Raw genomic sequence first — 20484 nt, forward strand, 5'->3', positions numbered from 1 at the left:
GGCCACCGGCCGCGGCTGCCGGACCGGCGACGACGCGCCGGTCCGCCGGCCGGGGAGCCGGCTCGGGCCTACTTCTTCGCCGCCGCGATCGGCTCCAGCAGGATCGCGTCCACCAGATCCCGCGCCCAGGTCAACAGCGCCCCGTCACGCAGCGGTTGCCCGCCGATCCGGGCGGTCATCGGCTTGGGCACCAGGATCTGCTGGGTCGCCGCCTTGACCAGCGTCTTCGGGTAGAGCCGCTGGAGCCGCAACTGCTGCGACTCGCGCAGTTCGACCGGGCCGAACCGGACGAAGTTGCCCTGGAGCGTGACGTCGGCGATCCCGGCGGTGCGTACGTGCGCCCGGAACCGGGCCACCTCCAGCAGGTTCTCCACCGGCTGCGGCAACGGCCCGTAGCGGTCCACCAGTTCGGCCCGCACCGCGTCGATGTCCGCCTCGCAGGTGATCGCCGCGATGCGCCGGTAGGCCTCCAGGCGCAGCCGCTCGCCGGGCACGTAGTCGTGCGGGACGTGCGCGTCGATCGGCAGTTCGACCCGGATCTCCGGGACCTCCTCCGCGCCGTCGCCGCCCGCCGCGAGTTCCTTGTACTGGTTGACCGCCTCGCCCACCATGCGCACGTACAGGTCGAACCCGACGCCCGCGATGTGCCCGGACTGTTCGCCGCCGAGCAGGTTGCCCGCGCCGCGGATCTCCAGGTCCTTCATCGCCACGAACATGCCCGCGCCCATCTCGGTGTGCTGGGCGATGGTGGCCAGGCGCTCGTGCGCGGTCTCGGTCAGCGGCTTCTCCGGCGGGTACAGGAAGTACGCGTAGGCCCGCTCGCGGCCCCGGCCCACCCGGCCGCGCAACTGGTGCAGTTGGGACAGCCCGAAGTTGTCGGCCCGCTCCACGATCAGCGTGTTGGCGTTGGAGATGTCGATGCCGGACTCGACGATCGTGGTGCAGACCAGGACGTCGAACTCCTTCTCCCAGAAGTCCACCACCACCTTCTCCAGCGCGTTCTCGTGCATCTGGCCGTGGGCGATGGCCACCCGGGCCTCGGGCACCAGTTCGCGGATCCGGCCCGCCGCGCGGTCGATCGACTCGACCCGGTTGTGGATGTAGAAGACCTGCCCCTCGCGCAGCAGTTCGCGCCGGATCGCGGCGCCCATCTGCTTCTCCTCGTACGGCCCCACGAAGGTGAGCACCGGGTGCCGCTCCTCGGGCGGCGTGGTGATCGTGGACATCTCGCGGATGCCGGTGACCGCCATCTCCAGGGTGCGCGGAATCGGCGTCGCCGACATGGTCAGCACGTCGACGTTGGCGCGCAGCTTCTTCAACTGCTCCTTGTGCTCGACGCCGAAGCGCTGTTCCTCGTCGACGATGACCAGGCCCAGGTCCTTGAACCTCGTCTCGGCCGAGAACAGCCGGTGGGTGCCGATCACGATGTCGATCGAGCCCTCGCGCAGGCCCTCCAACACCGCCTTGGCCTCGGTCTCGGTCTGGAACCGGGACAGCGACTTCACCACCACCGGGAACTGCGCGTAGCGCTCGGAGAAGGTGGAGAAGTGTTGCTGGACGAGCAGCGTGGTGGGCACCAGGACGGCCACCTGCTTGCCGTCCTGGACCGCCTTGAACGCCGCGCGCACCGCGATCTCGGTCTTGCCGTAGCCGACGTCGCCGCAGATCAGCCGGTCCATCGGGATCGGCTTCTCCATGTCGCCCTTGACCTCCTCGATCGAGGAGAGCTGGTCGGGCGTCTCGACGTAGGGGAAGGCGTCCTCCAACTCGCGCTGCCACGGGGTGTCCGGGCCGAAGGCGTGTCCGGGCGCGGCCATCCGGGCCGAGTAGAGCTTGATCAGGTCGCCCGCGATCTCCTTGATCGCCTTCTTCGCCTTGGCCTTGGTCTTGGCCCAGTCGGCGCCGCCGAGGCGGTGCAGCGACGGGCTCTCGCCGCCGACGTACTTGGTGACCTGCTCCAACTGGTCGGTGGGCACGAACAGGCGGTCGCCCGGTTGGCCGCGCTTGGCGGGGGCGTACTCCAGGACCAGGTACTCGCGCTGCGCGCCCTGCACCGTGCGCTGGACCATCTCCACGTAGCGCCCCACGCCGTGCGACTCGTGCACCACGAAGTCGCCGGGCTTGAGCTGAAGCGGGTCGACCATGTTGCGCCGCCGGCTGGGCAGCCGGCGCATGTCCTTGGTCGAGGTGCGCTGCCCGGAGACGTCCTCCTCGGTCAGCACCAGGGTGCGCAGCGATTCGGAGCCGAAGCCGTGTCCGATGCAGCCGGTGGTCACGTGCACCACGCCCGTCTCCGGCACCTCGGCGAGGTCCGCGTCGAGCCGGGCCGGCACCCCCTCGCCGGACAGCGTCTCGACGAAGCGCGCGGCCGGTCCGTGGCCCTCGGTGACCAACACCACGCGCCAGTCGTCGGCGAGTCGGCCCTTGATCTCGGCCAGCACCCGCTGCGCGTCGCCGCGGTAGGCCTCGACCTCGACCGCGCCGATCTCGGTGCCGGAGTCGTCGGCGTCGGTCCCGAACGGGCTGAGCGACCACCACGGCACGCCGATCCCGGCGGCGTGCTCGCGCACGTCGGCCAGGCTCCACAGGGACGCGGCGCCCAGGTCGATCGGGCTCTCCCCGCCGCCCGCCGCCGCGGCCCAGGACGCGTCCAGGAACTCGCGACTGGTGGCCACCAGGTCGGCGGAGCGGGTGCGGACCCGCTCGGGGTCGCAGACCAGCACGTGACTGCCCGCGGGCAGCACGTCGAGCAGCAGCTCCATGTCGTCCACCAGCGCGGGGGCGAGCGACTCCATGCCCTCCACGGCGATGCCCTCGGCGATCTTGCCGAGCATCTCGACCAGCCCCGGATGCTCCACCAACAGCTCGCGGGCCCGCTCGCGCACCTCGTCGGTGAGCAGCAGCTCTCGGCACGGCGGAGCCCACAGGCCGTGTTCGGCCGTCTCCAGGGAGCGCTGGTCGGCGACCTTGAACCAGCGGATCTCCTCGACCTGGTCGCCCCAGAACTCGACCCGGAGCGGGTGCTCCTCGGTCGGCGGGAACACGTCGAGGATGCCGCCGCGTACGGCGAACTCGCCACGCTTCTCCACCAGGTCGACGCGCGCGTAGGCGGCCGCGGCCAGGCGCTCGACCACGGTGTCGAGATCGATCTCCTGCCCGGCCACCAGGGCCACGGGCTCCAGCTCGCCCAGGCCCTTGACCTGCGGCTGGAGCACACTGCGGATGGGCGCGACGACGACCTTGAGGGTGCCGGTGCCGGCGTCGGCGCGCTCGCCCGAGGTCGGGTGGGCGAGCCGGCGCAGCACCGCGAGCCGGCGGCCGACGGTGTCCGAGCGCGGGGACAGCCGCTCGTGCGGCAGCGTCTCCCACGAGGGGTATTCCACGACGGAGTCCTCGGGCAGCAGCGACCCCAGGGCCGCGACGAGGTCCTCGCACTCTCGGGTGGTGGCGGTGACCGCGAGTACGGGTCGATCCGCGCGGGCGGCGACGGCGGCCACCACGAAGGGGCGCAGCGCCGGTGGTCCGACGAGGTCGAGGGCGGTACCGCGGCCCTCGGACGCGGCCCGCACCGCCTCGGCGACGGCGGGGTCCTGGACGACGATGTCTAGCAGACCGGTCAGGCTCATGGGCCGGTTGGATCCTCCGCAACGCGAACGGCCCCGACCTTGGAAAAGGACCGGGGTTCCCCGACAACCCTACGCCCGAAGGGGTCGGTACCGCCCGCGATGGCAACGTGTGACTGTGACCAGTACCGCCCGTCCCTCCCCCTTGGCAATGTGACCGATAGGGGGTCCAATGGCCTGCGAACAGGAATCTGACGGGTCGTCGGATTTCCGGCGGGCGGCCGTCGGGAGTCCGGGCAGCGGCTGGACCAGGGGAGACGACGGACACGATGAGCAGCGCGCAGCAAAAGCTCTACATCGGCGGCGAATGGGTCGAGCCGGAGCGCGGTCACTACGAGGTGATCAACCCGGCCACCGAGGAGGTCGTGGGCCTGGCGCCCGAGGCGTCGCCGGCGCAGGCGACCGCGGCGACCGCGGCGGCGGCCGAGGCGTTCGGCACCTGGTCGCGGACCACCCCCGAGGAGCGCTCCCGGATCCTGGACCGGGCCGCGGACCTGTTCCTGAAGATGGGCGGCGAGGTGGTCCCGCTGGCCTCCACCGAGACCGGCGCCACGCTCTCGGTCGCGGGCATGATGCAGCTGGGCACCACGTACTCCCGGTTCAAGCGCTACGCCAAGGGCGCGCTCGAGCCGACCGAGTTCCCGCTCGCCCCGCAGCCGACCCCCGAGACCGCGCTGAGCCGGGCGGGCATCTTCGGCGCCGTGGAGGTGCGCCAGCCGGTCGGCGTGGTCACCTGCATCACCTCGTACAACAACCCGCTGGCGAACACCGCGGGCAAGGTCGCGCCGGCGCTGGCGATGGGCAACACGGTCGTGGTCAAGCCCGCGCCGCAGGACCCGCTGGCGGTGTACCGGATGGCCGAGGCGCTGGCCGAGGCCGGGCTGCCGGCGGGTGTGCTGAACGTGGTCACCGGCTCGGGGGTGGACGTGTCCGAGGCGACGGTGGCCTCGCCGCACGTGGACATGATCAGCTTCACCGGCTCGACCGCGATCGGCGCGCGGATCGCCGAGGTGGCCGGCCGTACCTTCAAGCGTCAGCTGATGGAGTTGGGCGGCAAGGGCGCGTGCATCGTGCTCGACGACGCCGATGTGGACGCGGCGGTGCACGGCATCGGCACGGTGTGGAGCTTCTACGCGGGCCAGATCTGCACCGCGCCGACCCGGGTGATCGCCCAGCGCGGCATCTACGACCGGCTCGTGGAGCGGCTCGCGGAGCACGCGAACGGGCTGAAGGTGGGCAGCCCGCTGGATCCCGCGACGCAGGTCACCCCGGTCATCTCCGCGGTGCAGCGCGGCCGGGTGGAGGCGCTGATCGCCAAGGGCCGCGAGGAGGGCGCCCGCCTGGTGGTCGGCGGCGAGCGGCCCGACTTCGCGAAGGGCTTCTACGTGGCGCCGACGCTGTTCGCGGACGCGAGCAACGAGATGACCATCGCGCGCGAGGAGTTCTTCGGCCCGGTGGTCACGGTGATCCCGTTCGACGGGGACGAGGAGGAGGCGATCCGGATCGCCAACGACTCGGACTACGGCCTGATCTCCTACGTCTTCGCCGGGGACACCACGCGCGCCTACGGCATCGCCCGCCGGCTGCGCTCCGGTGGTGTCGGGGTCAACACCGTCGGGCGCAACATGGAGGCCCCGTTCGGCGGCTTCAAGCAGTCGGGCGTCGGCCGCGACGGCGGTTCCTACGGCCTGGCCGCCTACAGCGAGATCCAGAGCATCGTCTGGCCCAGCGCCTGACCGGCGCGACACGGTCCGCGAGCGGCCCCGGGATCCCTCCCCGGGGCCGCTCGCCCGTTTGCGGCGGCCCCTTCGTGTTCGCGTCCGGGACATCGCGGGTTCGCGGGTTTCCCGCGTGGGGGTGGAGGTGTGGCCATAACCTGATGGGCGGTTCGCGGCGCTCGGTCGTGGGCCCGTCAGGGGGGATCTCTCGCGATGTCGCAACCGCAACGTCTGGTCCGGGCCTGGTCGGTGCGCGCGGGGGCCGCGCGTACCCAGGTGGAAGCCGGGGTGCGGGCGCGACGATGGTTGTGGTTCCGCGAGGCGTTCCCGGACATCGAGCGGTTGCGCGTGGTGGACCTGGGGGGCTGTGCCGAGTTCTGGTGGCACGCCCCGGTACGGCCCGCGCACGTGCGGGTGGTCACGACGGCCGAGCGGGCCGCCGAACCGGCCCCGTGGCTGGCGGTGGAGGCCGGCGATCCGCTGGCCTGGAACGGCGGTTGCGACCTGGTGGTATGCGACGGCCTGCTGGACCGGCTGGCCGCGCCGACCGACCGGGCCCGGCTCGCCGATGTCGTGCACGCCTCGGCCGAGCGCTACTGGCTGCGCACCGCCGCGCGCGAGCACCCGCTCGATCCGCAGACCTCGCTGCCCGCCGTGCACCTGCTGCCCGGTCGGGTCCGGACCCGGATCGACGGCTGCGCGCCGAGGGTGTTTCCGGCCCGGCGCGCGGAGTTGGCCGCGCGCTTTCCCGGATCGGTGGTCCGCGGTGAGCGGGTGGCCGGGCTCGTGTCGTCCTGGGTGGTGGCCAAGCCGCGTGCCGATCACGTGCCAGGCCGCCCCTGACGTTGCATTCCCAGCCGCTCGGGGGTGGGCGGCTGCGCGAGGAGGGGGATTCTCGGATGCGTGTTGTCATCGCCGGTCAGGGATACGTGGGACTGCCGCTGGCGGTTCGGGCCGCGCAGGTGGGCCACGAGGTGGTCGGCTACGACGTCGACCGGGGGCGGGTCAAGCGGCTGGCGGCGGGTGAGTCCTACGTCGAGGACATCCCCGCCGCCGAGGTGCGCGCGATCTCGGACGCGGGCCGCTACCGCGCCACGAGCGAGCCGAGGGATCTGGGCGGCTACGACATCGCGGTGATCACCGTGCCCACGCCGCTGCGCGAGGGCGTACCGGACCTGAGCTACATCGAGGAGTGCGCCCGCACGCTCGCGCGGTATCTGCGCCCGGGCGCGTGCGTGGTGCTCGAATCGACCACCTACCCGGGCACCACGGAGGAGTTGGTCGGGCCGATCCTGGAGGAGGGCTCGGGGCTGACCGCGGGCCGCGACTTCCACCTGGGCTACAGCCCGGAGCGGATCGACCCGGGCAATCCGACCTGGAACCTGGTCAACACCCCGAAGGTGGTCTCGGGGGTGGACGCCGCCTCGCTCGCGGTGGTGAAGGGCTTCTACGGCTCCCTGGTCGAGCGCGTGGTGCCGGTGTCCTCGCCCAAGGAGGCCGAGCTGGTCAAGCTGATCGAGAACACCTTCCGGCACGTGAACATCGCGCTCGTCAACGAGGTCGCCATGTTCGCCCACGACCTGGGCATCGACGTGTGGGAGGCGATCGACGCCTGCTCCACCAAGCCGTTCGGGTTCCTGCGCTTCACGCCGGGTCCCGGGGTCGGCGGGCACTGCCTGCCGATCGACCCGTCGTACCTGTCCTGGCGGGTGCAGCGCGCGCTGGGTCGGAGCTTTCGTTTCGTGGAGTTGGCCAACGACGTCAACAACCACATGCCCGACTACGTGATCCGCCGGCTCACCGCCGCGTTCAACACCCGGCGGCGCTCGGTCAACGGCTCGCGCGTGTTGTTGGTGGGGCTCGCGTACAAGAAGAACACCGGCGACGCCCGGGAGTCGCCGTCGACGCACGTGGCCCGCCTGCTGCTGAACCTGGGCGCCGAGGTCAGCGCCGCGGATGCGCACGTGGAGCGGTCCCAGGTGGTGGACGCGCGGTTGCGGCGCGTGGAGTTGACGCCGGAGACCGTCGCCGCGGCCGACGCGGTCGTCCTGCTCGTGGACCACGACGACGTGGACCTGGAGTTGCTGCGCACCGCCGAGTACGTGCTCGACTGTCGTCGGGTGCTCGGCGCGGGGCCCAACATCGAGGTGTTGTAGGCCGATCGCGGCCGGCGCGCGGTGGTCGGGGGCGTCGACCACCGTGCGCCGTTCCGCACCTCCCGGGTTCCTGCGGCCCGTTCCCGCCGGTCCCGGCCTACCTGTACTCGATGATCCTCGTCTTGTGCCCGGTGGCCTTGGTGTGCGCCTTCGCCGCCACCTGCGCCGCGTCCTTCGACCGGTACCGCTGGCGGGCGCCGTCCGACTTCGACGGACAACCGCCTTCTTGGCAGACCCATCCCCAGGTGCTCATGGACAACCTCCAGACATCACGGGCGCCACTCCCGTCCCGACCGAGGACACGAATGACTTGGACGGCCACACCGCAGCACCTGCGACCGCCGTGTGACCGACACTCGACACGCCATGACACGCTCGTGACGGAACCCGGACGTTCCGGAGAAAAACGTTTTCCTTTTGAATGCTTACCGCTTCGCTATCGACATACAAAGGATGCAATACCGCGATCAATGTTCTTTTCTGCCTATTACGACGAAAGAGTGGTACGGGATAGCTCGCCGGGGTGACGGCGCGCAAGGCGCGGCGGTCGGCTGCCGATAAGCGCGACACGTTATGTCAACCGGATCGCCTCGAACGCATGTCTTCGGCCCCGGCGGCGAATGTCACGGATTCGGGACACGCGGACCGGCAGGATCGACGGCGGCGAGCGGGCCGGGCGCGGCGGCCGGGCCGACCCGCAGCGGCACCGTCCCGCCCGAGACGCACTCCCCGGTGTCCAACCGCCACTTCCAGTGGTGTCGGGGGCACTCCAGCACCCCCGCCTCGATGTCCGCGTGCGACAGGTCCTCGCCGGCGTGCGGGCAAAAGCGCTGCATCCGCACCCCGCACCGCTCGATCGACTCGCCGTGTGCGGCCGACTCGCGCTCCCTGACCATCTGCATGGTCTGCGCCGGGTGTTCGCCGTAGCGCAGCAGGCTCATCAGGGTCAGGTCGAACACGTCCGGATCGCGGGCCAGGCCGAGCCGCATGGACAGCAGCGCCTCCTCCCAGCCGACCTCGCCGTCCACGATCGCGCGCAGCGCCCGCTGCGGCACCTCGATCGTGTAGGCGGGGTCGACCGGTTCGTCCTCGAACACGATGTCGCCCGCGATCCGGCCCAGCCGCACCGACCACGAGCCGCCGTCCGAGGTCAGTCGCACGTCCTTGCGCCACGCGCCGAGAAAACGCTTGTTCCAGCTCTGCAACCGGGCGAAATAGGCGTCCAGTTCGGCCGGCGTCACCGGCTCGAAGGGCGGTTCGGCGTACGCCCGCCACTCCCGCTCGCGGCGGTCCCGATAGGCGCTCAGGTAGGCGTCGGTGCGCCAGTGCGCCACCGGGCCGGTCGGCGCCGCGAGGTCGTCGCCGGGCGCCGCCTCGATCACCCGCACCCTCGGGCAGGCCGCCGCGAAGTCGGCCGCGAACGCGTCCCACAGCGGGAAGATGGTCTCGTCGCGGTCGTTGAACCGGGCCAGTTCCGGGTCCAGGAACACCGGCGGGCCGGCCGAGGGCAGATAGGACCGCGCGCCGGTCAGCCGGACCTTGCGCACCAGCGTGTCGAACAGGTCCGAACGCACCTCGGCGGTCTTCTCGCGCTGCGTCTCCCCGGGGTACGCGTAGGCGTTCGGATACCACATCGCGCCGGAGAACTGCGCGGACAACAGGTCGATGTCGTCCGGGAGTTCGCCGAGCGGGGTGTTGCAGTCGTTGAGGTCGAGGAAGCGGTATCCGTCGAGGTCGACGAGCAGCCCGCTGTCCTCCTTGTGGCTGGTGTCGAGGAACATCGTCAGGGTCAGCCCGGGCACGGGCGTGAACGACTCGCGGTGGCCGAGCACCACCTGCTCCCGGAACCCGAGCGCGGTCATCCGCCGGACCAGCGACTTGGACCGGTAGCGGGGCAGCACCGCGGTGACGCCCCGATCCAGCCGGTCGAGCAGCCGTTCGTCGAAGTGGTCCTCGTGCAGGTGCGAGAGGTAGAGGAGGTCGGGTCGGCCGGCGACCACCTCCGGCAGCAGTTCGCGGTTGTCCGGAAAGGGAAACCACGAGCCGAGGAAGGCGGGATGGAACCACGGGTCGATCAGCAGCGAGACGCCGGCGTGCGCGACCACGAACCCCGCGTGGCCGAGATAGCGGATCGCGCCGGGCGCCGGCGAGTCCGGCCCGGGAGCGACCGGCCGCGCCCGGCGGCGCTCGGACCCGGCCGTCACAGCCGGCTCAGCGCTCCCGCGAGCACCTCCGCGACGCGCTCCTGCTGCCCGGCGGTCAACTGCGGGTACAGCGGCAGCGACAGCAGTTCCTCGGCGGCCCGCTCGGTGACCGGGAAGTCGCCACGGGCGTGGCCCAGTTCGGCGAACGCCGGTTGCAGGTGCACCGGCACCGGATAGTGCACGCCCGCGCCGACGCCCGCCTCGTTCAGCAGCGCGAGCACCTTGTCCCGCTCGGGCACCCGGACCGCGTACAGGTGCCACACATGCTCGTTCCCGGGCGCGGTGCGGGGCAGCCGGACGCCCTCGACACCGGCCAGGAGCGCGTCGTAGCGCGCCGCCGCCGCCCGCCGCCGCACGTTCCAGTCGGCGAGCCGGCGCAACTTCGCGCGCAGCACCACGGCCTGGATGGTGTCCAGGCGCGAGTTGAACCCGAGCCGGGTGTGCACGTACTTGCGCGAGGAGCCGTGGTCGCGCAACTCGCGCAGTATTCGGGCGTGTTCCTCGTTGCCGGTACACACCGCGCCGCCGTCGCCGTACGCGCCCAGGTTCTTGCCGGGGTAGAAGCTGGTGGCCGCGATGGCGTCCGGACCCCACGCGCCGGGAGCCAGGCCGTCCTGGGTGGCGCCCTGGCACTGCGCGGCGTCCTCGACCAGGAACACCCCGCGCGCCTCGGCCAGCGCCCGCAGCGCGCCCATCGGGGCCAGTTGCCCGTTCAGGTGCACCGGCAGCAGGGCCCGGGGCCCCGACGAGTCGCCCAGCGCCTCGGCGGCCCGCTGCGGGTCGAGCAGGAGGTGGTCCTCGTCCACGTCGGCCAACACCGGCCGCGCGCCCGCCCGGACCACCGCCTCGGCGGTCGCCACGAACGTGTTGGCGGGCAGCACCACGCCCTCGCCCGCGCCCACCCCGAGCACCCGCAGCGCCAGTTCCACCGCGTCGGTGCCGTTGGCCACGCCCACGCAGTGCGCGGCACCGGTGAACGCGGCGAACTCGGTCTCGAACTCCGCCACATCGGGCCCGCCCACGAACGCGCAGGTGTCCAGGACCCGGGCGATGCCGGCCGCCACCTCGGTCGCCACCTCGGCGTGCGCGGCGGCCAGATCCACCAGCGGGATCCGGTTCGGCTCAGCACTCATGCGTGTCTCCCCCACCTCGTCGCTCCGATTCGGCGAGGTCCGGCGCCGCGCGCAGTCGGCGCGCCGGCACCCCCGCCCACACCTCGGCCGGCGGGACGTCCCGCGTCACGACCGAGCCCATCCCCACCAGCGATCGGGCGCCGATCACCCGGTGCTCGCGCACCAGCGCACCGGCCCCCAGGTACGCCTCCCGGCCCACCGCGACCCCGCCCGCCAGCCGCACTCCCGCGGCCAGCGTGGCGAACTCGCCCACGTCGTCGTCGTGGGTCAACACCACGTGCGGCATGGTGTGCGCGTGGGCGCCGACCCGGACCCCGGTGGTCAACACCGTCTGCGCCATCAGCACCGCGCCGGGACCGACCTCGCAGGTCCGCGGGACCACCGCGCTCACGTGCACCAGCGTCGCCCAGCGCTCGGCCGGCAGCCCCAGCCGGGCCACCACCCGCGACCGGCTCCACCAGTGCGCCGGACTGCCGGTGCACACCACCACGAGGGCGTCGGGCCACTCGTGCACCACATCCGCCCCGCCGAGCACCGGCACACCGTCCACCTCGGTGTCCTGCCGGGCCGGGTCGTCGTCCAAAAACCCCAGCAGCCGCCATCCCGAACTCCCGCGCGGGGCCCGGAAGTCCGGCAGCGCGGCGGCGACCTCCCGGGCGAACCCCCCGGCGCCGACGAGGAGCAGATCGCGAAAGGACACTAGACGGCCGCCCGCACGCCCGCCGCCGCCCGCACCGCGGCGACCACCCGCTCCTGCTGCGCCTCGGTCAGCTCGTGGAACAGCGGCAGGATCAACGAGTCGCGGGTCAGTCGCTCGGTGACGGGCAGCGGTACGTGCTCGACGTCGGCGTAGGCGGGCTCCAGGTGCGCGGCCATGATCCCGCGCCGGGCGGAGATGCCGGCCCGGGCCAGCTCGCCGAGCAGTTCGTCGCGCGACATCGGGAAGTCCTCGGGCAGCAGCACCCAGAACGCCTGGAAGTTGGTCAGCCCGTACCCGGGATCCGCGGCCGTCTCCAGGCCCGCGACATCGGCCAGCGCCTCCCGGTACCGGGCCGCCAACTCCCGCCGCCGCTCGACCATCGCGGCGAGCCGGCCGAGTTGCACCAGGCCGATCGCCGCCTGCACGTCGGTCATCCGGTAGTTGAAGCCCAGTTCGTCGTAGCTCTCCACCACCGGCGCCCCGCCCGCCCGGTCCGCCGCGTCCCGATCGGCCGCGCTCACGCTCATCCCGTGCTCGCGCAGCCGGCGCAACCGGGGCGCGTGGCCCGCGCGCGCCAGCGTGAGCATGCCGCCCTCGCCCGTGGTCAGCAGCTTGCGCGGGTGGAACGAGAAGGTCGCGGACATCGCCCCCGCGCCGACCGGCCGGCCCTTGTAGGTCGAACCCGCCGCGCAGGCCGCGTCCTCCACCACCACGATGCCCCGGCGGTCCACCAGGGCCCGCACCGCGTCCAGGTCGGCCGGGATGCCGCCCTGGTCGACCAGGATCACCGCCCGCGTGGCCGAGGTCAGCACCGGCTCGATGGTCTCCGGGGTCAGGTTGCCGGTGGCCCGCTCGACATCGGCGAACACCGGGCGCGCGCCCACGTAGCGCACCGCGTTGGCGGTGGCCACGAAGGACAACGACGGCACCACCACCTCGTCACCCGGCCCCACCCCGGCGTTGATCAGCGCCAGGTGCAGCGCGGTGGTGCACGAGGACACCGCGATCGCCTCCGGCACCCCCAGCCGGTCCGCGAAGGCCCGCTCGAAGGCCGCCACCCGAGGCCCCTGGGCCACCCACCCGGAGCGCACCGCGTCGGCCGCCGCGGCCGCCTCCTCGTCGCCCATCCAGGGCCGCATCACCGGAATTCGTTCCATGCCCATCGTGTCCTCCCCCAGCCCCGTCCGCGCCGAACCCTTGTCCCAGCTCCGCGTGTCCACGCCCGAGTCGCACCGAACTCCCCCGGTGCGCCCGTCGGTTCAGACCGCGTCCCGCCACCACGCCACCAGTCGGCGCAGCCCCTCGTCGATGTCCACCTCGGCGGTGAAGCCCAACTCCCGCGCGGCCTTGGTCGTATCGGCCAGCCGTCGGGTCACCCCGCCACTGGCCCGGGCCGGACCGTACTCGATGCCGAGGTGCTCGGCGCCCATCACCACCAGCAGCCGCTCGGCCAGCGCGCCCAGCGAAGTCTCGCTCCCGGACGCGATGTTGAACACCTCGCCGCTCGCATCCGCCCGCGCGGCCAGGAGATTGGCGCGCGCGATGTCGTCGGTGTACACGAAGTCCATGGTCTGGAGGCCGTCACCGAAGATCAACGGGGGTTCCCCCTTGCCGATCCGCTCCATCCAGCGGATCAACACCTCGGTGTACAGGCCGTGTACGTCCATCCGCGGGCCGTAGACGTTGAAGTAGCGCAGCGCCACGTAGTCCAGGCCGTACATCGCCCGGAAGCTGCGCAGCAGACCCTCGTTGAACAGCTTGGCCGCGCCGTAGAGCGTGTCGTTGTCGTACGGGTGGTGCAGTTCGGTGGTCGGGAAGTGCTCGGCCAGCCCGTACACCGACGCGGAGGAGGACGTGACCACCTTGCGCACGCCGGCCGCGACCGCCGCCTCCATCACGTCGTAGGTGCCGTCCACCAGCACTTCGAGGGCGAGCCGGGGCTCCTCGACACACTGGGTGATCCGGATCGCGGCGAGGTGGAACAGCACGTCGACACCCGGCGTCAGCCGGGCCAGCAGCGCGCGGTCGCGGATGTCGCCGTCCACCAACTCGACCCGCTCGTCGGCCAACGCCCGGGCCAGGTTGCCCCGGTGACCCCGGGTCAGGTTGTCGAGCACGACCACCTTCGCCGCGCCCTCGTCGAGCAGGCGGTCCACGATGGTGGATCCGATGGTCCCGGCCCCGCCGGTGACCAGGCAGTGCGATCCGGCGATCTCGACACTCGTCACGACTGTTCCCCCACGGCGACGGCGACGCCGCCCAGTTCCAGGCTGCGCGAGGCGGCCTCCAGCAGTTCCAGTACCCGCAGCCCCGCCCGACCGTCGGTGAGCGCGGGTCGCGCCGCGCCGATCGCCTCGGCGAACTCGGCCATCACCGCGCGCAGCGCCTCGCGTTCGGGCAGCGCCGGCAACACCACGTCGCCCATCCGGTAGGAGATCAGCTTCTCCCGGCGGGCGTCGTGGTCGAGCGCGGTGTCCTCGATCCGGTCGACCCCCTTGTCGTGCACCTGGAGCCGGGCCGCCGGGTTGGTGTCGTCCCACACCAGCGTGCGCCGCGAGCCGCCGATGATGGTGGTGCGGACCTTGGTCGGCGAGAGCCAGTTGACATGCACGTGCGCGATGGCGCCGTTGCTCAGCCGCAGCACCAGGTAGGCCAGACAGGCCCGTCCGGTGCCCAGCGGGTCCGCGCCGTGCGCGGACACCGACACCGGACGCACCCCCGGCGGCAGGATGAAGTCCAGGATGGACAGGTCGTGCGGCGCGAGGTCCCACAACACGTCCACGTCGGGCTGCACCAGACCGAGGTTGATCCGGACCGAGTCGAAGAAGCGGATGTCGCCCACCTCGCCGCCGTGAATCAGCTCTCGGATGTGCCGGACCACGGGCATGTAGCAGAACGTGTGGTCGCACATCAGGGTCAGCCCGCTGCGCTCGGCCAGTTCGACCAGCTTGACCGCCTCGGCGTACGCGGCCGTGATCGGCTTCTCGACCAGGACGTGTTTGCCCGCCTCCAGGGCCGCGGCGACCAGTTCGAAGTGCGTCGCGGCCGGCGTCGCGATGGCGACGGCCGCCACGGCCGGGTCCGCGAGCACGTCCCGATACGACGTACTCACCCGCACCGTGCTGTAGTCGCCCAGGACCGCTGTGGCCCGCGCCTCGTCGAGGTCACACAGCCACTCCACCCGCAGCGCCGGCGTGGCCTGCGCGTTGCGGATCAGATTGGGCCCCCAGTAGCCGGCCCCTATGACGGCCAGCCCGATGGGCCGACCGGATCCGGAACCAGACCCGGAATTCGACATGACGGAACGTCAACTCCCCTGCACCCCCCGGCCGCACGGGCCCAGCCGCCGCACGGCACCCCCACCCGAACGAAGCTAGCGCCCGATCCGGCCCGGCGCGGGTCAACCGGGAAATCCGCGGGGGTCGGACCGGCCTGCGAAGATCCTTGGCGGAGTCCCGGTTGCACGTGACGCCGAGGCGTTTGGCACGCTGTTGCACGCACAGTCACCGATCCGGGGCGCCGGCACGATCCCAGCATCGACACAAGCGGCCACCCGGCAAGCAGCACTGAACGAGAAGGGAACGCCACGTGGCCGCGGGTACCCCGACGACGACACTGGCGAAGGAACGCACGGCGGAAGTGGATCCGACGATCGAACCGGCCCCCGAGACCCCCGATCGGGGCACACCGCGGGGGACGCGCGAGAGCATCCTCCCGGCCGTGGCGGCCGCGCTGATCATCGGCAAGCGGATCAGCACCCGGGCGGGCGCCAAGGGCGACACCGTGCCGAACCCGCATCCGCTGGTGCGGGACTTCCTGCTGGCGCTGCCGCGCGAATCGCGCGAGCGCTGGCGGGGCCGCTGCCCCGAGGTCGAGCTGGTCTCCGAGCACCTCTTCGAGGCAGAGGCGGCGCGCAGCAAGCGGGCGGCCCGGCGGCCGTTCACCGTGCAGGAGGCACGCCGCTCGCTCAAGGGGGCCAAGCTGACGCTGCGCCGGATCCGCGAGGACGGCGACCCGCAGCACGACACCTACCAGCCGCCGTGCCGATCCTGCGCACCGATGCTCGACCACTTCGGCGTCACACCGACGGAAAGCGGCTGACGTGTCCCGGTTCTCCTCCGACGTGGTGCACGAACTCAAGCGGGCCGGCTGGACGGTGGGCCGGCGCCGGCTGACCCAGGCCGAGACGTGGGCCCGGCAGATCAGCGACCACGAGTCGCCCGACGGACACCGGCACAGCGTGTTCCCGGCGGCACTGGTGGCCTGGGCCGAGTTCGGCACCCTGCACTTCGCGATCGGCGGCGCGGGCAGGGACGTGCTGCGCCGACCGTTCACCATCGATCCCACCCGGGGGCTGCACCTGCCCCGCACGCTGACCGACGTGGGCCGCGCGCTCGGCACCCCGCTGGCGCCACTCGGCGACGAGGACGGCGGCAGCACCTACCTGGCCATCGACCCGGGCGGTCGGGTGTTCGGCGTGGACCACACCGGCGAGTGGTTCATCGGCTCGTCGATGGACGCCGCGATCAGCACGCTGGTCCTGGGCCACGCCCCGGTGCGCATCCGCGACGACGGGCGCTGGTGACCGCGGCCGGCGGTCGTCCGCATGCGAAAGGGCGGTGCCCCTCGGGGCACCGCCCTTCGTCGTCGTGGCTCGCTCAGGTGTTGAACCGGTTCTGCGCCCGCTCCAGCCCTTCGCGGACCAGCGCCTCGCACGCGTCGGCCGCCCGGTCCACCTCGAACCCCAGCTCCTTGCGCTCGGTCGCGGAGAAGTCCTTGAGCACGAACGCCGCGACGTCCATCCGGCCGGGGGGCCGCCCGATGCCGAACCGCACTCGCAGGTAGTCGGGCCCGAGCGACTTGGTGATCGACTTCAGGCCGTTGTGCCCGTTGTCGCCGCCGCCGCGCTTGAGCCGCAGCACGCCGTAGTCGACGTCCAGCTCGTCGTGCACCGCGACGATGTTCGCGACCGGGATCTTGTAGAAGTCGCGCAGCGCGGTCACCGGACCGCCGGACAGGTTCATGAACGACATCGGCTTGGCCAGCACCACCCGGTGCGGCCCGATCCGGGTCTCCACCACCTGGGCGCGCGACTTGTGCGCCTTGAATCTCGACCGATCCCGCTCGGCGAGCAGGTCGACCACCATGAACCCGACGTTGTGGCGATTCCCGGCGTATTCGGGCCCGGGATTGCCGAGGCCCACGACCAGCCAGGGACTGTCGTCCGTGGTGGCGTGGGCCTGCGACTCACTCATGATGCCGTTGTCCCCGCGTTCGTTGCGCGTGTGTCGACTCAGGCCTCTTCGGCCGCGGTCTCCTCGGCGGTCGGCTCGGGCGCCGACGGGGTGAGGATGTGCAGGATGACGGCCTCGGGGTCGCCCGCCAGCGCGGTGCCCTTCGGCAGCTTGATGTCCTTGGCGTGCACCGAGGCGCCCGGCTCCAGGCCGGTCACGTCGATCTCGATGGTGCCGGGGAGGGCGGTGGCGTCGGCCTCGACGGGCAGCGCCGGGACGACGGTCTCCAGCAGGCCGCCCGGGGCGATCTCGCCGACGGTGCTGACCGGAACCTCGACCGTGACCGTCTCGCCCTTCTGGACGATCAGGAGGTCGACGTGCTCGAGGTGCCGCTTGATCGGGTGCCGCTGGACGTCCTTGGGCAGGGCGAGCTGCGCCTTGCCGTCGATGTCCAGCGAGAACAGCACGTTGGGGGTCTTGAGCGCGAGCATGAGCTCGTGGCCCGGAAGCGCAAGGTGAAGCGGAGCGGAGCCGTGACCGTAGAGGACGGCCGGCACCTTACCCGCGCGACGGGCGCGACGGGCGGCACCCTTGCCGAACTCGGAACGCGGCTCGGCGACGATACGGACCTCGGACACGACGGGTACTCCTCGAACGACGCGGTGGCGGATGGCGGGGCGGGGTCCCCATGATGCGGATCGACTGCGGACGGTGATCGCCGGAGCCGGTTCGTAGGTGCCCGAGTGGCACCGGGTCCCCTGCAAAAGCCTTGGAGGAGTACACGACACACAACTACCGCGTCGATCACGGAGCAAGTAGCGCGCATCCCTCGCCGGGCAACCCCGTTAGCCTACCCGCTCATCTCGGTCGACCCGAAATCGGGTCGCGACAAGCACCACTCGAACGAGTGATGGCGCGCGCCCCGGTCGGGGCACGATACCGCGAAGAGCGAGCGGGCACACATACGCCGCCCGGCCGAACGGACGGGCGGCGTACGCGAGTTGGAACAGTCGAGACTCGGCATCCCGCTAAGGTGCCGAATGTCGGCGGGGCCTTCGGATCAGCTGTGACCCTCGAACAGGCTCGTGACCGAGCCGTCCTCGAACACCTCGCGGATCGCGCGGCCCACCATCGGGGCGATCGACAGGACGGTCAGCTTGTCGAACCGACGCTCCTCCTCGATCGGCAGCGAGTTGGTCACGATGACCTCGCTGATCCGCGAGTTCTTCAGCCGGTCCACGGCGGGGCCGGAGAGCACCGCGTGGGTGGCGGCCACGATCACGTCGGCCGCGCCGTTCTCGTACAGCGCGTCGGCGGCGGCGCAGATCGTGCCACCGGTGTCGATCATGTCGTCGACCAGCACACAGGTGCGGCCGGTGACGTCACCGACCACCTCGTGCACGGTGACCTCGTTGGCGATGTTCGGGTCGCGGCGCTTGTGGATGATCGCCAGCGGGGCGCCGAGGCGGTCCGTCCACTGGTCGGCCACCCGGACCCGGCCGGCGTCCGGGGAGACCACGGTCAGCCGCTCGCGGTCCACCCGCTTGCCCACGTGGTCGGCCAGCAGCGGCAGCGCGAACAGGTGGTCCACCGGGCCGTCGAAGAAGCCCTGGATCTGCGAGGTGTGCAGGTCCACGGCCATCAGTCGGTCGGCACCCGCGGTCTTGAACAGGTCCGCCATCAGCCGCGCCGAGATCGGCTCGCGACCGCGGTGCTTCTTGTCCTGACGGGCGTAGCCGTAGAACGGGACGATGACCGTGATGCGCTTGGCGGAGGCCCGCTTGAGCGCGTCGATCATGATCAGCTGTTCCATGATCCACGTGTTGATCGGAGCCGTGTGGCTCTGGATCACGAACGCGTCGGCACCTCGTACGGAGTCCTCGAACCGTACGTAGATCTCCCCGTTGGCGAACTCGAAGGCCTTGGTGGGAACGAGGTCCGCACCGAGCTCCGAGGCCACCTCCTTCGCAAGTTCGGGGTGGGCCCTGCCCGTGAAGAGCATGAGCTTGCGCTCAGGCGTCACCTTGATCCCGCTCACAGCACCGTCTCCTTGCCATTCGCCTCGGCAGAACCGTCGTTCGGCCCGGCCGTTGTGTGCACGTCACCCGCGTCGCCCTGGCTCGACGCGAGCGCGCGTTCGGCGGCCTGCGCCGAGGCCGTACCCGCGCGTTTGCGTGCGACCCACCCGTCGATGTTGCGTTGGCGCCCCCGCGCCACCGCCATCACACCGGGTGGGACATCTTCGGTGATCGCCGATCCGGCGGCCGTGTAGGCGCCGTCGCCGATCTCGATCGGGGCGACCAGCATGGTGTCGCTGCCCACGCGGACGTGGTCGCCGACCACTGTGTGGTGCTTGTTCACGCCGTCGTAGTTCACGAAGATCGTGGCCGCGCCGATGTTGGTGCCCACACCGATGGTCGCATCCCCGACATAGGTCAGGTGCGGCACCTTCGAACCCTCGCCGACCACGGCGTTCTTCATCTCCACGAAGCCGCCGGCCTTGGCCTTGGCGGCGAGGCGGGTACCGGGCCGCAGGTAGGTGTACGGGCCCACGGTCGCCTCGGGGCCGATCTCGGCCCCCTCGCTCGTGGTGTTGTACACGTGTGCCCGCGGCCCGACGACCGTGTCGAGCAGCGTGCAGTTGGGCCCCACCACGGCCTCGGCGGCGATGCTGGTGACGCCGTGCAGCTGGGTGTTGGGGTGCACGACGGCATCCGGCTCGAACGTCACGTCGACGTCGATCCAGGTGGTCGCGGGGTCGATCACGGTGACCCCGGCGCGCATCACGGCCTCGATCAGGCGGTCGTTGAACACCCGCCGTGCCTGGGCGAGCTGCACCCGGTCGTTGACGCCCAGGATCTCCCGGTGGTCCACGGCGGCCGCGGCGCCCACCCGGTGTCCGGCCTCGCGCAGCACGTGCAGCGTGTCGGTGAGGTATTCCTCGCCCTGGCTGTTGTGCGGGGTGATCTGGCCCAGCGCCTCGCGCAGCAGCTTGCCGTCGAACGCGTACACGCCGGAGTTGATCTCGGCGATCGCGCGCTGCGCGGCGGTGGCGTCCTTGTGCTCGACGATCGCGGTGACCGCGCCGCGCCCGTCGGGGGTGTTCTCCCGGACGATCCGGCCGTAGCCGGCGGGGTCGGGCACCACCGCGGAGAGCACGGTGACGGCGTTGCCCTCGCTCTCGTGGGTGGCGACCAGGGCGGCCAGGCTGTCCGAGGTCAGCAGCGGGGTGTCCCCGCAGGTGACCAGGACCACTCCGTCGGGTTCGCGGCTGCTCGCGGCGAGCCCGTCCAGGGCGACGCGCACGGCGTGGCCGGTGCCGTTCTGTTCCTCCTGGACGACCACCTTGGCGGTCGGGTCCAGTACGGAGAGGTAGGCGGCGACCTTGTCGCGGCCGTGGCCGACGACGACGATCAGGTCTTCGGGGTCCAGTCGTCGGGCGGCCTCGACCACGTGCCCGACCATGGCGCGACCGGCCAGGGCGTGCAGGACCTTCGGGGTGGTCTTGGAGCGCATGCGGGTGCCCTCACCCGCAGCGAGTACGACGACGGCAGCCGGGCGGATGGGGCTCACAGAGCAAGGCTCCTCGGCATCGCTGGCGGGTGATGCCCGACGACTCCGAAGGCCGACTTCGGAGATACGAAACGACGGCACGACGAAGTCGAGCCGAACAAACCGGGCCCTATGAGGATAGCGCCGTCGGCGGGAGCCTCCAC

At 71.7% G+C, this 20484-nt stretch carries 17 protein-coding genes; 5 read left to right on the plus strand and 12 right to left on the minus strand.

The window, feature by feature from the left end; genetic code table 11:
- Window positions 1-68: 68 nt before the first annotated feature.
- On the minus strand, window positions 69-3626 hold the full coding sequence (mfd, locus tag B4N89_RS10545; protein WP_078975624.1) for a transcription-repair coupling factor: 3558 nt from the start codon (window positions 3624-3626) through the stop codon (window positions 69-71).
- A gap of 266 nt (window positions 3627-3892) precedes the next feature.
- On the opposite strand from mfd, the gene B4N89_RS10550 reads away from it, so the two are divergent.
- The 3 genes from B4N89_RS10550 to B4N89_RS10560 all read left to right on the plus strand — a co-directional run bounded on the left by B4N89_RS10550 (window position 3893) and on the right by B4N89_RS10560 (window position 7497).
- Window positions 3893-5359 (plus strand): aldehyde dehydrogenase family protein, encoded by a 1467-nt coding sequence (locus B4N89_RS10550; RefSeq protein ID WP_078975625.1) that lies wholly within the window; start codon window positions 3893-3895, stop codon window positions 5357-5359.
- Between the two features lie 195 nt (window positions 5360-5554).
- Window positions 5555-6184, plus strand: a complete 630-nt coding sequence (locus B4N89_RS10555) for a hypothetical protein (RefSeq protein WP_078975626.1) — start codon at window positions 5555-5557, stop codon at window positions 6182-6184.
- Window positions 6185-6240: 56 nt separating this feature from the next.
- Complete coding sequence (locus tag B4N89_RS10560) at window positions 6241-7497, plus strand: nucleotide sugar dehydrogenase (RefSeq protein ID WP_078975627.1); 1257 nt, start codon at window positions 6241-6243, stop codon at window positions 7495-7497.
- Window positions 7498-7594: 97 nt separating this feature from the next.
- Here the strand turns inward: B4N89_RS10560 and B4N89_RS49735 are convergent, their stop codons facing one another.
- The 7 genes from B4N89_RS49735 to B4N89_RS10595 all read right to left on the minus strand — a co-directional run bounded on the left by B4N89_RS49735 (window position 7595) and on the right by B4N89_RS10595 (window position 14832).
- Window positions 7595-7750 (minus strand): hypothetical protein, encoded by a 156-nt coding sequence (locus B4N89_RS49735; protein WP_161500688.1) that lies wholly within the window; start codon window positions 7748-7750, stop codon window positions 7595-7597.
- Between the two features lie 370 nt (window positions 7751-8120).
- Window positions 8121-9701, minus strand: a complete 1581-nt coding sequence (locus B4N89_RS10570; RefSeq protein WP_078975629.1) for an MBL fold metallo-hydrolase — start codon at window positions 9699-9701, stop codon at window positions 8121-8123.
- Window positions 9698-10834 carry a DegT/DnrJ/EryC1/StrS family aminotransferase gene (locus B4N89_RS10575; protein WP_078975630.1) on the minus strand — a complete coding sequence of 379 codons (1137 nt, stop codon included), beginning with the start codon at window positions 10832-10834 and terminating at the stop codon, window positions 9698-9700. The genes B4N89_RS10570 and B4N89_RS10575 overlap by 4 nt, the downstream gene beginning before the upstream one ends.
- Window positions 10824-11534, minus strand: a complete 711-nt coding sequence (locus B4N89_RS10580) for an acetyltransferase (protein ID WP_078975631.1) — start codon at window positions 11532-11534, stop codon at window positions 10824-10826. Before B4N89_RS10580 ends, B4N89_RS10575 begins: the two co-directional genes overlap by 11 nt.
- On the minus strand, window positions 11534-12691 hold the full coding sequence (locus B4N89_RS10585; protein ID WP_235618557.1) for a DegT/DnrJ/EryC1/StrS family aminotransferase: 1158 nt from the start codon (window positions 12689-12691) through the stop codon (window positions 11534-11536). The genes B4N89_RS10580 and B4N89_RS10585 overlap by 1 nt, the downstream gene beginning before the upstream one ends.
- Window positions 12692-12793: 102 nt before the next feature.
- Entirely contained in the window at window positions 12794-13762 is a 969-nt protein-coding gene (locus B4N89_RS10590; RefSeq protein WP_078975632.1) for an SDR family NAD(P)-dependent oxidoreductase, read from the minus strand.
- A complete protein-coding gene (locus B4N89_RS10595; protein ID WP_078975633.1) occupies window positions 13759-14832 on the minus strand; it encodes a Gfo/Idh/MocA family protein in 1074 nt (357 codons plus the stop codon). Before B4N89_RS10595 ends, B4N89_RS10590 begins: the two co-directional genes overlap by 4 nt.
- Before the next feature lie 290 nt (window positions 14833-15122).
- Here B4N89_RS10595 and B4N89_RS10600 point away from each other — a divergent pair, with 290 nt between their 5' ends.
- Together B4N89_RS10600 and B4N89_RS10605 are read left to right on the plus strand one after the other, a co-directional pair.
- On the plus strand, window positions 15123-15635 hold the full coding sequence (locus B4N89_RS10600) for a YwqJ-related putative deaminase (protein WP_101897048.1): 513 nt from the start codon (window positions 15123-15125) through the stop codon (window positions 15633-15635).
- Between the two features lies 1 nt (window position 15636).
- Entirely contained in the window at window positions 15637-16119 is a 483-nt protein-coding gene (locus B4N89_RS10605; RefSeq protein ID WP_078975634.1) for an SUKH-3 domain-containing protein, read from the plus strand.
- 73 nt (window positions 16120-16192) lie between these two features.
- On the opposite strand, the gene pth is transcribed toward B4N89_RS10605, so the two are convergent.
- The 4 genes from pth to glmU form a co-directional block, all read right to left on the minus strand.
- A complete protein-coding gene (pth, locus tag B4N89_RS10610; RefSeq protein ID WP_078975635.1) occupies window positions 16193-16789 on the minus strand; it encodes an aminoacyl-tRNA hydrolase in 597 nt (198 codons plus the stop codon).
- Between the two features lie 38 nt (window positions 16790-16827).
- Entirely contained in the window at window positions 16828-17406 is a 579-nt protein-coding gene (locus tag B4N89_RS10615; protein ID WP_078975636.1) for a 50S ribosomal protein L25/general stress protein Ctc, read from the minus strand.
- A gap of 422 nt (window positions 17407-17828) precedes the next feature.
- Window positions 17829-18806, minus strand: a complete 978-nt coding sequence (locus tag B4N89_RS10620; RefSeq protein ID WP_078975637.1) for a ribose-phosphate diphosphokinase — start codon at window positions 18804-18806, stop codon at window positions 17829-17831.
- A complete protein-coding gene (gene glmU, locus B4N89_RS10625; protein ID WP_078975638.1) occupies window positions 18803-20341 on the minus strand; it encodes a bifunctional UDP-N-acetylglucosamine diphosphorylase/glucosamine-1-phosphate N-acetyltransferase GlmU in 1539 nt (512 codons plus the stop codon). The genes B4N89_RS10620 and glmU overlap by 4 nt, the downstream gene beginning before the upstream one ends.
- Window positions 20342-20484 lie beyond the last annotated feature (143 nt).

The organism is Embleya scabrispora, assembly GCF_002024165.1.
GTDB classification, from domain to species: domain Bacteria; phylum Actinomycetota; class Actinomycetes; order Streptomycetales; family Streptomycetaceae; genus Embleya; species Embleya scabrispora_A.

Excerpts from the sequence above, each read along its gene's own strand:
- mfd (WP_078975624.1), bottom strand. The coding sequence starts at position 3,626 with ATGAGCCTGACCGGTCTGCTAGACATCGTCGTCCAGGACCCCGCCGTC.
- B4N89_RS10550 (WP_078975625.1), top strand. The coding sequence starts at position 3,893 with ATGAGCAGCGCGCAGCAAAAGCTCTACATCGGCGGCGAATGGGTCGAG.
- B4N89_RS10555 (WP_078975626.1), top strand. The coding sequence starts at position 5,555 with ATGTCGCAACCGCAACGTCTGGTCCGGGCCTGGTCGGTGCGCGCGGGG.
- B4N89_RS10560 (WP_078975627.1), top strand. The coding sequence starts at position 6,241 with ATGCGTGTTGTCATCGCCGGTCAGGGATACGTGGGACTGCCGCTGGCG.
- B4N89_RS49735 (WP_161500688.1), bottom strand. The coding sequence starts at position 7,750 with ATGAGCACCTGGGGATGGGTCTGCCAAGAAGGCGGTTGTCCGTCGAAG.
- B4N89_RS10575 (WP_078975630.1), bottom strand. The coding sequence starts at position 10,834 with ATGAGTGCTGAGCCGAACCGGATCCCGCTGGTGGATCTGGCCGCCGCG.
- B4N89_RS10585 (WP_235618557.1), bottom strand. The coding sequence starts at position 12,691 with ATGGAACGAATTCCGGTGATGCGGCCCTGGATGGGCGACGAGGAGGCG.
- B4N89_RS10595 (WP_078975633.1), bottom strand. The coding sequence starts at position 14,832 with ATGTCGAATTCCGGGTCTGGTTCCGGATCCGGTCGGCCCATCGGGCTG.
- pth (WP_078975635.1), bottom strand. The coding sequence starts at position 16,789 with ATGAGTGAGTCGCAGGCCCACGCCACCACGGACGACAGTCCCTGGCTG.